We start from the raw sequence: 12,739 nt of genomic DNA on the forward strand, positions 1-12,739 counted from the left end.
GACGGGGACGCCCGCCTCAGGGCAGTCGCCGCGCGGCGGTCGCCTCCCACGTCCGCAGGTACGATTCCGCGCCGCTCGCCAGGTCACGGACGATGTCCTGACCGGCGAGCAGGCGCATGTCCTCGATCCAGTCGGGGACCAGGCCGTAGTTGGCCACGCCGTCGACGTTGACGTCCCAGACCCGCTGCCCGGTGCGCTGGCGGTCGAGGCGCACGCTCCCGTCGAAGGACGTGAACGGGTACGTCACCGGGTTCGCGGCGTTGCCCGCGCGCGGGGCGGGCAGGCGGCCCATGCCGTTGACGTCCAGGCCGTAGCCGTATCCCACGTTGTACTGCTGCCGCAGCGGCGCGGTGCGCCGCCACTCCGCGACGAAGTCGGTGGAGTTGTGGCCGTACTGGGTGATCATGCCGCCGAGAGCGTAGATCCGGCTGAAGAAGCCGGGGTCGGCCCAGCTGTGGGAGGAGATCACGCCGGGGTAGCGGGCCGCCTCCAGCAGGCCGAGCGTCTGGGCCGCGGCCTTCACGCTCATGTGGTCGATCTCCACCATCATGCCGCGCCGGATCAGGCCCTGGACCATGTACGTGCCGAGCGAGGTCAGCCCCCGGGTGTTGCAGTGGGGCGCCGGCGGGTACAGCGGCAGCGAGACGCCCGGCGGCAGCAGCCGCGCGATCTGGTCGGGCAGCACGCCGGCCGGGTCGATGGTGTTGTCGTGCTCGGGGCCGGTGCAGGTGCGGGCCTGCCAGAACGAGCCGGTGGACAGCAGGTTGCCGACGTTGACGATCGCGCCCTGGGTGCCGGAGTCGAAGCGCACGCCGCACAGCGCGTTGTCGTACTTGTGGCAGACGAACATGCTGCGCACGCCGAGCGCGTACATCTCGTCCAGGCCCCGGTCGATCTGGGACTTCGTGCACTGCGGGATGCCGAAGATCTGCCGGCAGCCGAACGGCTCCGACGTCTCGATCCCGAGGACGACGGCCAGCTTGCCGGCCGCGGCCACGCTCCTGGCCTCGGCGGGGTCGTCGACGATGCGGAACCAGCCGCGTCCGGGGCCGCCCGACTCGGCGTCGATGTGGTCCTGCAGCTCGCGGGCCCGCTGTGCCTGCAGGCGGATGGACGTCATCTCGTCGCAGGAGTACTTCTTCAGCGGGTAGATCGCGCACAGCTGCCGGTTGGCCACCAGGTCGTTCACCAGCACCCGGAGCCCGCCGCGCCAGGCGCGCTCGACCCAGGTGTAGTACGCCTGCTGGTGGGTCAGCGAGTCGTGGGCCGGCCAGTCGCGGAAGGTGGGCCAGCCCACCGGGTCGTGGGTGCCGGTGGCCTTGCCGGTCCTGGTGAAGTTCTCGTACCAGGCCAGCTCGCCGTTCGGGTAGTGGTCGGGGCAGTCGGTCAGCGCCTCCTCGATGCCGTCGGGGTCGAACGGCTTGCCGCACATGAGCATGCCGCCGAACGTCTCGTACGAGAACAGGTGGCTGTGGCCGTCCACGAAGCCGCTCACGGCGGCGGCGGCGTGCGCGGCGGCGGTCGGGACGGACGGCGCGACCAGCGCGCCGGTCAGGAGAAGGACGGCTGCGGCCGCCCGGCGGATGAGACGGTGGAACACGGGACCACCTCCCAGGCTGCGGTACCGGGGTCGCCGCAAGCATCCACCGCCGGAGGGGTCCCGGCAAGACCGAACATGAGCTGATCTCATCTAAATCCGCGACCGAAATGTCAGACGCCCACGTCGTCGGCCAGGCGGCCGGCGGCAGGGGCGTCCACGAACGGCCACTGCCACGAGTTCCGCACGGACGTTCCATGAGTTTTCCGCATGGGAGTCGTTGAACCCGGCCCGCGCGGACCGGCGTACACCCTGACGACGACCACCGAGCCGGAGGACGGCGATGGACAGTCAGGGATGGGGTGGCGGGCTGGCCCTTCGGCCGCGCGACTACCTGGGGATGGGTGAGCCGCTGGCCGACGTGGTCGCGGCGGCGGGGCCGTACGAGGGGGAGGCGCTGCACCGGCTCGCGCTGGGCACGGCCGCCACCATGGCCAGGCTGCATCTGACCGGGATCGCGGGGCTGCGGCTCGGGCCGCACAACGTGCTGGTCGGGCCGCTCGGCGAGGCGTCGTTCGCGCCCGGCCCGAGGAGCAGCGACCTCCCGCCGGCCGACGTGCGCGAGTGGGCCGACGTGATCGTCTTCGCCGCCGCCGGGCACACCGGGGGCGGCGCGGACCTCGACCGGTTGCCGCCCGTGCTGCGCGGCCTGGTCGACCGGTGCCGCCGGGCGGACCCGGCAGCCCGGCCGACGGCGATCGAGCTGGTGCGCGTCCTGCTCGGGCACGCGGCCTCCGCCCGGCACGCCTCGGTGCGCGACCTGCTGCGCGAGGCCGAGGCATGGGCCGGTCCGCACGAGCCGGCGCGTCTTGAGGCACGGCTGGAGGCACGGCCGCGAGCGGCGGGCCGGCACGGGCGTGCGTCATCGGGTGAATGATCAGCTGTTTATCGCTGAAACAACAGGTGGGGTGATTGATGCAAATCCCGTATCTTGTTCCTCGCCCGTGACTAGGGCAATAATTCAATATCAGTAGTTATCCGGGCGACATTTCATGATGTACGCAGCGCGAGGAGTCGCCGCGTGAATCATCGTGTGACCGACGAGGCCATGGTGCGGGCCCTGTACCGCGAATACGGGTCCCCGCTGATGGCCTTCGCCGTGCGGCTGACGGGCGGCGACCGGCGCTGGGCGGAGGACGTCGTCCAGGAGACGCTGGTACGCGCCTGGCGCAACCTCGGGGACCTGCGGACCGACAACGGCTCGTTGATGCCCTGGCTGGCCACCGTGGCCCGCCGGGTCGTGATCGACGACCGGCGCCGGGCCGGCACGCGCCCCCTCGACACCGTGGAGGAGGTCCCGGAACGCGCGAACGCCGTGGCCGCCGAGGACGACCGCCTGCTGCGCGAGATCGTGGTGACCGACGCCATGCTGTCGTTGTCGCCGGCGCACCGCCAGGTGCTCACGGAGACCTTCCTGCGCGATCGCACACTGCAGGAGGCCGCGGAGACGATCGGCGTGCCCGTGGGCACGGTGAAGTCCCGCGTGTACTACGCGATGCGGGCGTTACGCATCGCATTGGAGGAAAGGGGGGTGGGGCTCCCGTGAACGAAGTGCACCACGAGGACGTGGCTGCGTACGCGCTGGGCCTGCTGGACGACGACGAGCGCAACGCCTTCGAACGCCACCTGCACGGCTGCCCGAGCTGCGCCGGCGAGGTCGGCGCGTTCGCGGCCATGGGGGAGCTGATGCGCGACGTCGATCCCGACGACCTGCGCGCCGGGCCGCCGGAGTCCACGCTGGACTCCCCGGTCGAGTCGCTGCTGGTGCGCCGGGCCGCCGTGGAGCGCCGCCGCCGCACCCTGCACCGGGGGCTCATGTCGGCCGCCGCGTGCTTCCTCGTCGCGACCGGCGTCTTCCTCGCCGTCAACGCGGCGACCTCGGGCCCCAACCCCGACAGCGTGCACAGCCCCGCCCGAGCCCTGCTCATGACCGGCCGCACCTACCCGGTCAACGACCCCGCGACCGGCGTGTCCGGCGTGGTGGGCGTCGAGGACAAGGGCTGGGGCACCCATGTGGCGCTGGAGCTCAAGGGCGTCAAGGGGCCGCTGAAGTGCCGGCTGGTGGCCTTCGGCGACGACGGCCGCTCGGAGACCGTGGCGAGCTGGGGCGTGCCCGACAAGGGGTACGGCGTCCCGGGCGCCCCCGACCCCCTGCTGCTGCACGGCGGCACCAGCCTGACCCAGGACGACCTCAACCACTTCACCGTCGAGACCCTGGACGGCCGCATCCTCGCGACCGTGCAGGTGTGACCGCCTACCATCGAGCGATGCGCATCGACCTGCACAGCCACAGCACCGCCTCCGACGGCACGCAGCCGCCGGCCGACGTGGTGCGCCGCGCCCGCGAGCGCGGCCTCGACGTGCTCGCGCTGACCGACCACGACACCGTCGCCGGGCACCGCGCGGCCGTCGAGGCGCTGCCCGAGGGCCTGACGCTGGTGCCGGGCATGGAGCTGTCGTGCCGGCGGGCCGGGCAGAGCATCCACCTGCTCGCCTACCTCTTCGACCCCGCCGACCCCGAGCTGCTGGCCGAGTGCGAACGCATCCGCCGGGCCCGCGAGGAACGCGGCAGGCTGACCGTCGAACGGCTGGTCGAGCTGGGCGTGCCGATCACCTGGGAGCAGGTGTCCGCGGTGGCCGGCGACAGCCCGGTCGGACGGCCGCACATCGCCCGTGCCATGGTCGCCGCGGGGGCCGTGGCCGCGCCCGAGGAGGCGTTCACGCCCGAGTGGATCGGCACGGGCGGCCGCGCGCACGTCACCCGCTACGCCCTCGACCCCGTACGCGCGGTCCGCCTGGTGCGGTCGGCCGGCGGGGTGCCCGTGCTGGCCCATCCGAAGGCGGTCAGGCGCGGCGAGGCGGTGCCCGACGAGTGGATCGCCGAGCTGGCCGCGGCCGGGCTGTTCGGTGTGGAGGCCGACCACCTCGACCACGACGACGAGGCCCGCGCCCACCTGCGCCGTCTCGCCGCCGGGCTCGGCCTGGAGGTGACCGGGTCGAGCGACGACCACGGCGAGCTGACCGGCCACCGCCTGGGCTGCGAGACCACCGACCCCGAGGTCTACGCGCACCTGCTCGCCGAGGCGAAGGGCGCCGCACCGGTCACGGCCCGTTGAAGCAGGCCGGCGGAACAGGTCATGGCGCGTTGAAGTAGGTGGTGAACCAGTCGCGGGCGTGTTCGGCGACGCTCTCCAGCGCGCCCGGCTCCTCGAACAGGTGGGTGGCGCCGGGCACGACGGTCAGGCGGTGCTCGGCGCTCAGGTGCCGCTGCGCCTCCTCGTTCAGGTCGATCACGATCGGGTCCCGGCCGCCGACGATGAGCAGGGTGGGCGCGCGTACCGCGGCCAGCCGTTTCCCGGCCAGGTCGGGCCGTCCGCCGCGGGAGACGATCGCCGCGATCCGGTTGTCCGGCTCGGCCGCCGCCCACAGCGCCGCCGCCGCGCCCGTGCTCGCGCCGAAGTAGCCGATCGGCAGCCCCGCCGCCTCCTCGTGCCCGCGCAGCTCCTCCGTACGCTCCAGCAGTCGCCCGGCCAGCAGCCCGATGTCGAACACGTTGGCCCGGTCGGCCTCCTCCTCGGGCGTGAGCAGGTCGAACAGCAGCGTCCCCAGGCCGGCCTTGTTCAGCACCTCGGCCACGTACCGGTTGCGCGGGCTGTGCCGGCCGCTGCCGCTGCCGTGCGCGAACACCACCACCCCCCGGGCGGCGTCAGGGACGACCAGGTCGCCGGTCATGCTTCACCTCCGACGGGCGCGCTGCCCCGCTGCGCCACAACCTTGCCGCTACCCAGGCACGGCGACCTCTATCCACCACTCGAATGGGCATTGACCTGGGAGTATGGACAAAGAGCCGGGGCGCAAGCAGCAGAGCGCCGGCGCGCCGCTCGGGCGGATCGTCTCGGGCGCGGCGGCCGGGCTCTCGCGCCTGCGCGCCCAGGGGTTCCGGGGGTGGCTGGGGGCCGAGCGGGAGGCGTTCGCCCAGACCGTCAAGGTGACGCTGGCCTGCGTGTTCGGGTGGTGGCTCGCCACGTTCGCGCTGAAGGTGCCGCTGCCGGTGCTGGTGCCGATCGGGGTGCTGCTCACGGTCTCGGCGACCGCCTACAGCACGGTCGTCCGCGGGTTCCAGCAGGTCGGGGCGGTCGTGGTCGGGGTGGCGGCGGCGTCGGGGCTGATCTGGCTGATGGGCGTCAACGCGCTGACGCTGGGCGTGCTGGTGGCGGCCGGGCTCGTGCTGACCCGGCTGCTCAACCTGCCGGCCCAGAACGTGCAGATCCCGATCACCGCCCTGCTGGTGCTCTCGCTCGGCCGCACGTACGGCTTCGCGCGCCTGGCCGACGTCCTGCTCGGCGCGGCCATCGGCATCGCGGCGAACCTGCTCATCCTGCCGCCGCGCTTCGTCGAGCACGCCGCCAGGGAGTTGTGCGACATGTCGTCCGAGCTGGCCGACCTGGCCCAGGACATGGCCGACGGGCTGAGCGGCCACTGGACCGAGGACATGGCCCGCGACTGGCTCGACCGCGCCCGCGAGTTGTCCCAGCGCCTGGAGGAGACCAAGGACACCGCCGACCAGGCGGCCGAGTCCCTGCGCCTGACCTTCCGCCGGCGCCGCCGCTACGACCGGCGCCTGCGCCAGTCGGCCGAGGCCGCGACCTGCCTCGACCATGCCGGGCACCAGCTCAGGAGCATCGCGCGCGGGCTGGTGGACCTGGTCGCCGGCGCCCGCGGCCTGCCCGGCGAGAAGGCCGCCGACCTGCCTGAACCCCTGGCCGGCGAGCTGCGCGCGCTGTCGCGCATCTTCCGTGACTTCGGCCTGATCCAGGTGGGCAAGGCCGCGTCCAGGGACATGGCGGACCTGTGCGCGGCCCTGCGCGAGGGCGAGCACCAGCAGCGCCACCTGGCCGCCGAGCTGGCCGGGTCCCCGCCCAAGGGCCCCCTGTGGCCCCTGTACGGCGCCCTGCTCGACGACTGCGCCAGGATCCGCCACGAGTTCGACCCCGACACCGGCCCCCATCGGTCCGCCTTCCCCTGACCCCGCCCGCGGGCCCTCCCCGGCGGCCGGCCCGACCGGGCCGACGACACCCCCGCCGAGGTCGTCCGCCGCGAGGTCCTGGAGGAGAGCGGCCTCGACGTCGAGGCCGGCTACGCGCCGCTGATCAGGGCGGCCGTCGGCGCGTGGCGCGAAGACGGCGGGACGCCACCGCGAAGGTGACGGCCCGCCGCGCCCCCGTTCAGGCCAGGAGCAGCGCGGTGACGAACTGGAGCAGGTGCCAGGCCACGTACGCGGCCAGCGAGCAGAACGCCCACTCCTTGCTCCTGCTCACCCGCGCCACCCAGACCAGCACCTCCACCGGTTCGGACCGCGGCCTGACCGCCCGTACCGCGAAGTAGGCCGCCATCAGCCAGGCCGCCCCCGACGCGGTGAGCAGCCCGACGGACAGGGCGAGCAGCACCCCCGGCCCCGCCGGCGGGTCACCCGGCGAGAGCTGACGGCTCCAGGCGGCCAGCACCCCGGCCAGCAGGCCGAGCGTGACCCGCCGGTCCCTGCGCGCCTGTCGCTTGAGTGACTGCAGGTCTCGACGCATATGGTTCTTGAGCATCCGGATCACCTCCGTGTCGTTGGCTGGTGACACCAGCCAACGAGAAGGCGCGGAGAAGATCTGCGACCTCACTTCCGAGATTTCCCGACTTTTAGCGGTGTTTCAGGAGAGCTCCCGCAGCTCCTGCGCCGCCCGCCGGCCCTCGAAGACGTCCCCCACCTCGTCCAGCGTGCGCACCGCCTCGGCAAGATGGGCCACCGCCGCCTCGCGGTCCCCGAGCCTGGCGGTGATCAGGCCGAGCGCCCTCAGCGCGCATCCCAGGTCGCGCCGCGTCCCGCACTCCAGGTGCACGTCCCTGGCCTGCTTGGCGTGGACCAGCGCCTCCTCGGCCCGGTCCAGGTCGAGCAGCACCATGGCCAGCGTCGTGAGCGCCGCCCCCCACCGGTCCCTGGTGCCGGTCTCGTTCTGCAGCTCGGCGGTCTGCCTGGCGTACGCCAGGGCCGCCGCGGGTTCACCGCCCGTGTGCAGCGCCTGCGCGATCGACAGCAGCGCGCTGGCCCGGTTGTCGCCCGTCTCCTCCCTGAGCGCCAGCGAGGCCCGCGCCGCCCGCAGCGCCTGCTCGTGCCACCCCAGCGACAGGTACGTGTACGCCAGCGTCTCCTGCACGTCGGCCTCGGCCCGCCGGTTGCCCAGCCCCTGGACCAGGTCCAGCGCCTCCAGCGCGTACACGAAGGCCACCTGGGGCAGACCCTGGCGGCGGCGCACCCGGGCCAGCCGGTTGAGCATGCGGGCCTCGACGGGCTCGTCGCGGATCACCCGGCTGATGCCGAGCGCCTGGTTCAGGTAGTCGTCGGCGCGCAGGTAGTCCGACAGCCGCCAGTGCACCAGCCCGATGTCGCCGAGCGTCTCGGCCTTGCCCTGCTCGTGGTGGAGCTCGACCTGCACCGCCAGCGCCTGCTCGTAGCAGGCCAGCGCCTCGTCGTAGCGCGAGCCGTTGCGCGCGATGCGGCCCAGTGCGCACAGCGCCCGGCCGCAGCCGTGCTGGTCGCCGGTGGCCGTGTACCCGGCCAGGGCGCGTTCGGCGTCGCGGCGGGCGTCCTGCTGCAGCCGGAGCCGGTCGTAGATCTCGGCCAGGCAGAGCAGCGTCTCGGCCTCGGCGTGCTCGTCGCCCAGCTCGTGGCAGATCGACAACGCCTCCAGGCCCTCCGACAACGCCGCGTCCGGCTCGCCCAGGCTCTGCCGCACCCGGGCCGAGACGATCAGGCTCTGGGCGGTGCCCCTGCGGTCGCCCAGCTCCTCCCGTACGCGCAGCGCCTGGCCGGCGTACCGCAGCGCCAGGTCGTGCCGTTCCCGGGACAGGTGCAGCAGGGCGAGCGTGTGCAGGCAGGTGGCCACGCCGGCCAGGTCGCCGATCTCCTGGTACACCTCCAGCGCCTCGCCCGCGCGGCGCAGCGCCGCGTCCCTGTTGCCCGCGATGCCGTGCACCTCGGCCAGGTCGTTGAGCGCGCGGGCCAGCCCCGCGCGGTCGCCCAGCGAGGTGAAGTCGGCCAGCGCCTCGCCGATGAACCTGGCCGCCAGCGTGGAGGGCCCGATGTCGCGGTGGATCGAGCCGAGGTGGCTGCGCATGAGCGCGACGGCCCGCCGGTTGCCCACCTGGATGGCCGAGGTCAGCCCGGCCTGCTGCACCTCCAGGTTGTTCTCGTAGTACCGCAGCCTCCTGAACGGCTCGAACACCGCCTCGGCGAGCTGCCAGGCCATCCCGTACGCCCCGCTCTCCTCGGCCAGCCGCACCGCCGAGACCAGCGACCGCCGCTCGGCCTCGAACCACTCGCGCGGCGTGTCGGGGCCGGTCGCGACCGCCAGATAGTGGTCGAGCAGCCGCACCCTGGCCTCGCGCACCCCCGCCTCGGCGTGCCGGCCCAGCTCCCTGGCCTGCCACTTGACCAGGTCGTGCACCCGGTACCGCGACCCGGGCAGCGGCTCGACCAGGTACGCCCGGTGCAGCCCCTCCACCGCCGCCACCGCCTCGCCCACCGGCACGCCCAGCGCCGCCGCCAGCACCTCCGGCGCGAAGTCCCGCCCGGGAAGCAGCCCGACGTGCCGGAAGGCCCGCCGCTGCGCGTGGCTCAGCGACTCGTACGCCAGGTCCAGCGCCGACCGGAACGCCTCCTCCGGGTCCCCGGCCAGCGGCCGGTCCGGCGTACGCAGCTCCGCCGCCCGCGACCGCACGCTCAGCCCCGGATCCTCGGCCAGCTTGGCCGCCGAGATCCGCAACGCGTACGGATGGTACGAGCACACCCGGGCCAGCTCGGCCAGCGCGTCCCGGTCGGCGGCCCGCGGCGAGCCCTCGCCGAGCACCGACACCAGCAGCGCCACCGCGTTGCCCGGGTCGAGCACCGACAGGTCCATGAGGTCGGCGTGCCCGGTGGCGCGCAGCGGCGCCATCCGCGTCCTGCTGGTCACCAGCACCACGCAGTCCTTGCCGCCGGGCAGCAGCGCCCGCACCTGGGCCGGGTCGGCCGCGTTGTCCAGGACGAGCAGCAGCCTGCGCCCGGCGATCCTGCTGCGGTAGAGCAGCATCAGCTCGGCCTCGTCGGAGGCCGGCATGTGCTCGCCGACGCCGAGCGAACGCAGGATCTGCCCGAGCGCCTCGGCCGAGCTCATCGGCGGCTGGGTCGGCGACTGGCCGCGCAGGTCGATCATGATCTGGCCGTCGGGGAACCGGTCGGCGTGCAGGTGGCCCCAATGCGTCACCAGCGCGGTCTTGCCCACGCCGGTCAGGCCCTGCACGACCATGGTGTTCGTCCGCCGCGGCCGGTCCAGCCAGGCCGTGAGCAGGTCGAGGCTCTGCTGGCGGCCGGTGAAGTCGGACACGCCGGCGGGCAGCTGGCGCGGCTTCGGCAGCTCGCCGACCGGCAGCGGCCCGGCCTGCGCGCCCGGCCGCGTGAGGAACGGCGTCACCCGGCCGCGCCACGGCTCGGACAGGTGCTCCCAGGCCCCCGCGGCCTCGCGCAGCGCCACCGGGTCGGCGATCCGCAGCCGCCGGTACCCCGGCCGCACCAGCCAGCCGCGCCTGACCCACTGCGTGAGCTGCCGCTGCACGACGTCGGGCGCGCTGCCCACGAGGTCGGCCAGCGTCTCCATGGACAGCGGCGGGGCGGCGGGGGAGGCCAGCTCGTACCGCTCGTCCAGGTGCAGCAGCCACACGGCCAGGCGGGCGGCGACCGGGGCCCGGGCCAGCGCCTCGTGCCTGCGGGCCGCCAGGTTCCTGGCGAACAGCTCCTGGACGAGCGCGGTCGCCACGGCCGGGCCCGCCGAGGCGTGCTCGCGTAACCGCCGCAGGTCGATGGGCCAGGCCCGGACCTCGGTCAGGGCGTCCACCTTGACGCACTCTCCCGGGCTCCAGAAGGCCAGCTCGCCCACCAGGTCGCCGGGGCCGCGCAGGTCGTGCACGACCTCCCGGTCGCCGCCGGGGACGTGCTCGCGGGCGTACCCGTGGTCGATCAGGTGGACGCGGTTGACCGGCCGGACCGGTGAGCAGATCAGCTCGCCGCGGCGGAAGAGGCGGGGGCTCGCGCCCTCGTCCACGAGTGACCTGAACAGACCCACGCCGCCACCACCACCAATCCGGGGACGGCGGTGTCCTCGACATGACACGTTGGAAACAGACCCAACGACAAAGTGTCACATCAGGCGAACACGGGTCAACGGATCACACGTGCGCCGAATCGCTGCGATCGGGCACGAACCGGTAGCCGACGTTGCGGACGGTCCCGATCAGCGACTCGTTCTCGGTGCCGAGCTTGGCGCGCAGCCGCCGGACGTGCACGTCGACCGTCCTGGTGCCGCCGAAGTAGTCGTAGCCCCAGACCTCCTGAAGGAGCTGGGCGCGGGTGAAGACCCGGCCGGGATGCTGGGCCAGGTACTTCAGCAGCTCGAACTCCTTGAACGTCAGGTCGAGCACGTTCCCGCGCAGCCGCGCGGTGTAGGTGGCCTCGTCGATCGACAGGTCGCCGCTGCGGATCTCGTCGGGGACGTCCTCGGCGGCGACCTGCGACCTGCGCCCGGTCGCCATGCGCAGCCGCGCCTCCACCTCGGCGGGCCCGGCGGTCTCCAGCAGCACGTCGTCGACCCCCCACTCGGCGGTCATCGCGGCCAGGCCGCCCTCGGTCACCACCACCAGCAGCGGGCAGTCGATGCCCGTGGTGCGGATCAACCGGCACAGGCTCTTGGCCTGGACGAGCTCCTTGCGCGCGTCGACGACGACGGCGTCGGCGGGCGGCGTGTCGATGAGCGCAGACGCCTCGGCCGGCGAGACCCGGACGGAGTGGAGCAGCAACCCCAGCGCCGGCAGCACCTCGGAGGACGGCTCGAGGGCGTTGGTCAGCAGCAGCAGGTTGCTCATCACGGCCTCCTCTAACACACAAGGACCCGGAGGCGACGTCGCCCAGGTCCTGTACGCGAGGATATCCCACGGCTTGGTCGCGTCCATTGCGCGTCCACCAGGTGAACAGCGGGCCCTTTGAAACAACCACGTAAAGGGCGTCGCACAATAGAGCGAAGGCGATTGTGAGGCAACGCATGGCCACAGGAAAAGTACGTTATTGGGCGGCGGCCAAGGAGGCCGCCGGAGTCGCGGAGGAGTCGTTCGAGGCGGCGACTCTTGGCGAACTCATGACCAAAATCACAGCGAACCGGGCCGAGCTCGCCCGGGTGGTCGGCCGTTCGTCGTTCCTCGTCGACGGCGCCCCCGTGGGCCGGCGCGCCCACGACACGGTGGTGCTCGGCGAGGGCGTCACGGTGGAGGTGCTGCCGCCCTTCGCCGGCGGGTGATCGACGGCTCCGGCGGGGAAGGAGACCGCCGGATCGATAGGCTCGACACCCCCGCCGACGACAGGGAGCCCCATGCGCAAGCTGATCATCTTTCTGATCGTGCTGGTCGTCCTCTTCGTCGTCGTCGACCGCGTCGCCGTGGCCGGGGTGGAGCGTGACCTGTCCAACCGGATCGCCGCCGCCACCGACCTCAGCGGCACCCCCAAGGTGACGATCGAGGGCATCCCGTTTCTCACTCAGGCCGTCTCGGGGCACTATCCCGAGGTACGGTTCGATCTCGGCACCCTCACCTACGGAGGCGTGCCGGTGAAGAACCTGCGCGGCGTCGCCTACGACGTGACCGCCCCGCTGTCCGACGTGCTGCAGAACCGTGCCGACGTCCGGGCCGGGCGCGTCACCGTGAGCGGCGTGCTCACCCGGGCCACGATCGACAAGTACGCGCCCCGGGGCATCAAGATCAGCGGCAACGGGCGGCGGCTCGTGGCGTCGGGAGAGGTGACGGTGGGGATGCAGAAGGTGCAGTTCACCGCGGAGATGCGGGTCGACGTGGCCGACGGCGCCATCAGGCTCCAGGCGGAGAAGATCCAGGGCGTGCCCGACCAGCTCGCCCGCTTCGTCACCTACACGATCCCGTTCAAGGGCGGGCTGCCCTTCGACGTGAGGATCACCGGGGTCAAGAGCGTGGCCGACGGATTGGAGTTCTCGGCCGAAGCGTCTGACGTGCCGATCCGTGGATGAGCCTGAACCGCTGCGGCCCCCCGTACGTGATGAGGGC

General features: G+C 73.0%; 12 protein-coding genes and 1 pseudogene. 8 read left to right on the plus strand and 5 right to left on the minus strand.

Features of this window, described 5'->3' with window-relative positions:
• Positions 1–16: 16 nt before the first annotated feature.
• Entirely contained in the window at positions 17–1,600 is a 1,584-nt protein-coding gene (locus ABZ459_RS07465) for a Coagulation factor 5/8 type domain-containing protein (RefSeq protein ID WP_357967109.1), read from the minus strand.
• Between the two features lie 280 nt (positions 1,601–1,880).
• Here ABZ459_RS07465 and ABZ459_RS07470 point away from each other — a divergent pair, with 280 nt between their 5' ends.
• From ABZ459_RS07470 to ABZ459_RS07485, 4 genes are all read left to right on the plus strand, one after another.
• Entirely contained in the window at positions 1,881–2,474 is a 594-nt protein-coding gene (locus ABZ459_RS07470) for a hypothetical protein (protein WP_357967112.1), read from the plus strand.
• 174 nt (positions 2,475–2,648) lie between these two features.
• Positions 2,649–3,143 (plus strand): sigma-70 family RNA polymerase sigma factor, encoded by a 495-nt coding sequence (locus tag ABZ459_RS07475; protein ID WP_352355860.1) that lies wholly within the window; start codon positions 2,649–2,651, stop codon positions 3,141–3,143.
• Positions 3,140–3,847, plus strand: a complete 708-nt coding sequence (locus ABZ459_RS07480) for a zf-HC2 domain-containing protein (RefSeq protein WP_357967115.1) — start codon at positions 3,140–3,142, stop codon at positions 3,845–3,847. Before ABZ459_RS07475 ends, ABZ459_RS07480 begins: the two co-directional genes overlap by 4 nt.
• 17 nt (positions 3,848–3,864) lie before the next feature.
• Positions 3,865–4,713 carry a PHP domain-containing protein gene (locus tag ABZ459_RS07485; protein ID WP_357967117.1) on the plus strand — a complete coding sequence of 283 codons (849 nt, stop codon included), beginning with the start codon at positions 3,865–3,867 and terminating at the stop codon, positions 4,711–4,713.
• 19 nt (positions 4,714–4,732) lie between these two features.
• Here the strand turns inward: ABZ459_RS07485 and ABZ459_RS07490 are convergent, their stop codons facing one another.
• Positions 4,733–5,329 carry an alpha/beta family hydrolase gene (locus ABZ459_RS07490; RefSeq protein ID WP_357967120.1) on the minus strand — a complete coding sequence of 199 codons (597 nt, stop codon included), beginning with the start codon at positions 5,327–5,329 and terminating at the stop codon, positions 4,733–4,735.
• A gap of 103 nt (positions 5,330–5,432) precedes the next feature.
• Between ABZ459_RS07490 and ABZ459_RS07495 the strand changes: the two genes are divergently transcribed.
• Positions 5,433–6,623, plus strand: coding sequence for an aromatic acid exporter family protein (locus ABZ459_RS07495; RefSeq protein ID WP_357967123.1), 1,191 nt, complete (start codon positions 5,433–5,435; stop codon positions 6,621–6,623).
• Between the two features lie 24 nt (positions 6,624–6,647).
• A pseudogene (locus ABZ459_RS07500) lies at positions 6,648–6,803 on the plus strand (hypothetical protein); the annotation flags it as partial.
• 19 nt (positions 6,804–6,822) lie between these two features.
• On the opposite strand, the gene ABZ459_RS07505 reads toward ABZ459_RS07500, so the two are convergent.
• The 3 genes from ABZ459_RS07505 to ABZ459_RS07515 form a co-directional block, all read right to left on the minus strand.
• Positions 6,823–7,191 (minus strand): hypothetical protein, encoded by a 369-nt coding sequence (locus ABZ459_RS07505; RefSeq protein ID WP_357967125.1) that lies wholly within the window; start codon positions 7,189–7,191, stop codon positions 6,823–6,825.
• A 102-nt stretch (positions 7,192–7,293) separates the two neighbouring features.
• Positions 7,294–10,740, minus strand: coding sequence for a tetratricopeptide repeat protein (locus ABZ459_RS07510; RefSeq protein WP_357967128.1), 3,447 nt, complete (start codon positions 10,738–10,740; stop codon positions 7,294–7,296).
• A gap of 103 nt (positions 10,741–10,843) precedes the next feature.
• A complete protein-coding gene (locus ABZ459_RS07515) occupies positions 10,844–11,536 on the minus strand; it encodes a response regulator transcription factor (protein WP_357967130.1) in 693 nt (230 codons plus the stop codon).
• Positions 11,537–11,712: 176 nt separating this feature from the next.
• On the opposite strand from ABZ459_RS07515, the gene ABZ459_RS07520 reads away from it, so the two are divergent.
• Together ABZ459_RS07520 and ABZ459_RS07525 are read left to right on the plus strand one after the other, a co-directional pair.
• Positions 11,713–11,964, plus strand: coding sequence for a MoaD/ThiS family protein (locus ABZ459_RS07520; RefSeq protein WP_357967133.1), 252 nt, complete (start codon positions 11,713–11,715; stop codon positions 11,962–11,964).
• A gap of 72 nt (positions 11,965–12,036) precedes the next feature.
• Complete coding sequence (locus ABZ459_RS07525) at positions 12,037–12,702, plus strand: DUF2993 domain-containing protein (protein ID WP_357967135.1); 666 nt, start codon at positions 12,037–12,039, stop codon at positions 12,700–12,702.
• Positions 12,703–12,739: the final 37 nt, after the last annotated feature.

The organism is Nonomuraea sp. NPDC005692 (assembly GCF_040631115.1).
Taxonomy (GTDB): Bacteria; Actinomycetota; Actinomycetes; order Streptosporangiales; family Streptosporangiaceae; genus Nonomuraea.

Excerpts from the sequence above, each read along its gene's own strand:
- ABZ459_RS07470 (WP_357967112.1), top strand. The coding sequence starts at position 1,881 with ATGGACAGTCAGGGATGGGGTGGCGGGCTGGCCCTTCGGCCGCGCGAC.
- ABZ459_RS07485 (WP_357967117.1), top strand. The coding sequence starts at position 3,865 with ATGCGCATCGACCTGCACAGCCACAGCACCGCCTCCGACGGCACGCAG.
- ABZ459_RS07490 (WP_357967120.1), bottom strand. The coding sequence starts at position 5,329 with ATGACCGGCGACCTGGTCGTCCCTGACGCCGCCCGGGGGGTGGTGGTG.
- ABZ459_RS07495 (WP_357967123.1), top strand. The coding sequence starts at position 5,433 with ATGGACAAAGAGCCGGGGCGCAAGCAGCAGAGCGCCGGCGCGCCGCTC.
- ABZ459_RS07505 (WP_357967125.1), bottom strand. The coding sequence starts at position 7,191 with ATGCTCAAGAACCATATGCGTCGAGACCTGCAGTCACTCAAGCGACAG.
- ABZ459_RS07515 (WP_357967130.1), bottom strand. The coding sequence starts at position 11,536 with ATGAGCAACCTGCTGCTGCTGACCAACGCCCTCGAGCCGTCCTCCGAG.
- ABZ459_RS07520 (WP_357967133.1), top strand. The coding sequence starts at position 11,713 with ATGGCCACAGGAAAAGTACGTTATTGGGCGGCGGCCAAGGAGGCCGCC.
- ABZ459_RS07525 (WP_357967135.1), top strand. The coding sequence starts at position 12,037 with ATGCGCAAGCTGATCATCTTTCTGATCGTGCTGGTCGTCCTCTTCGTC.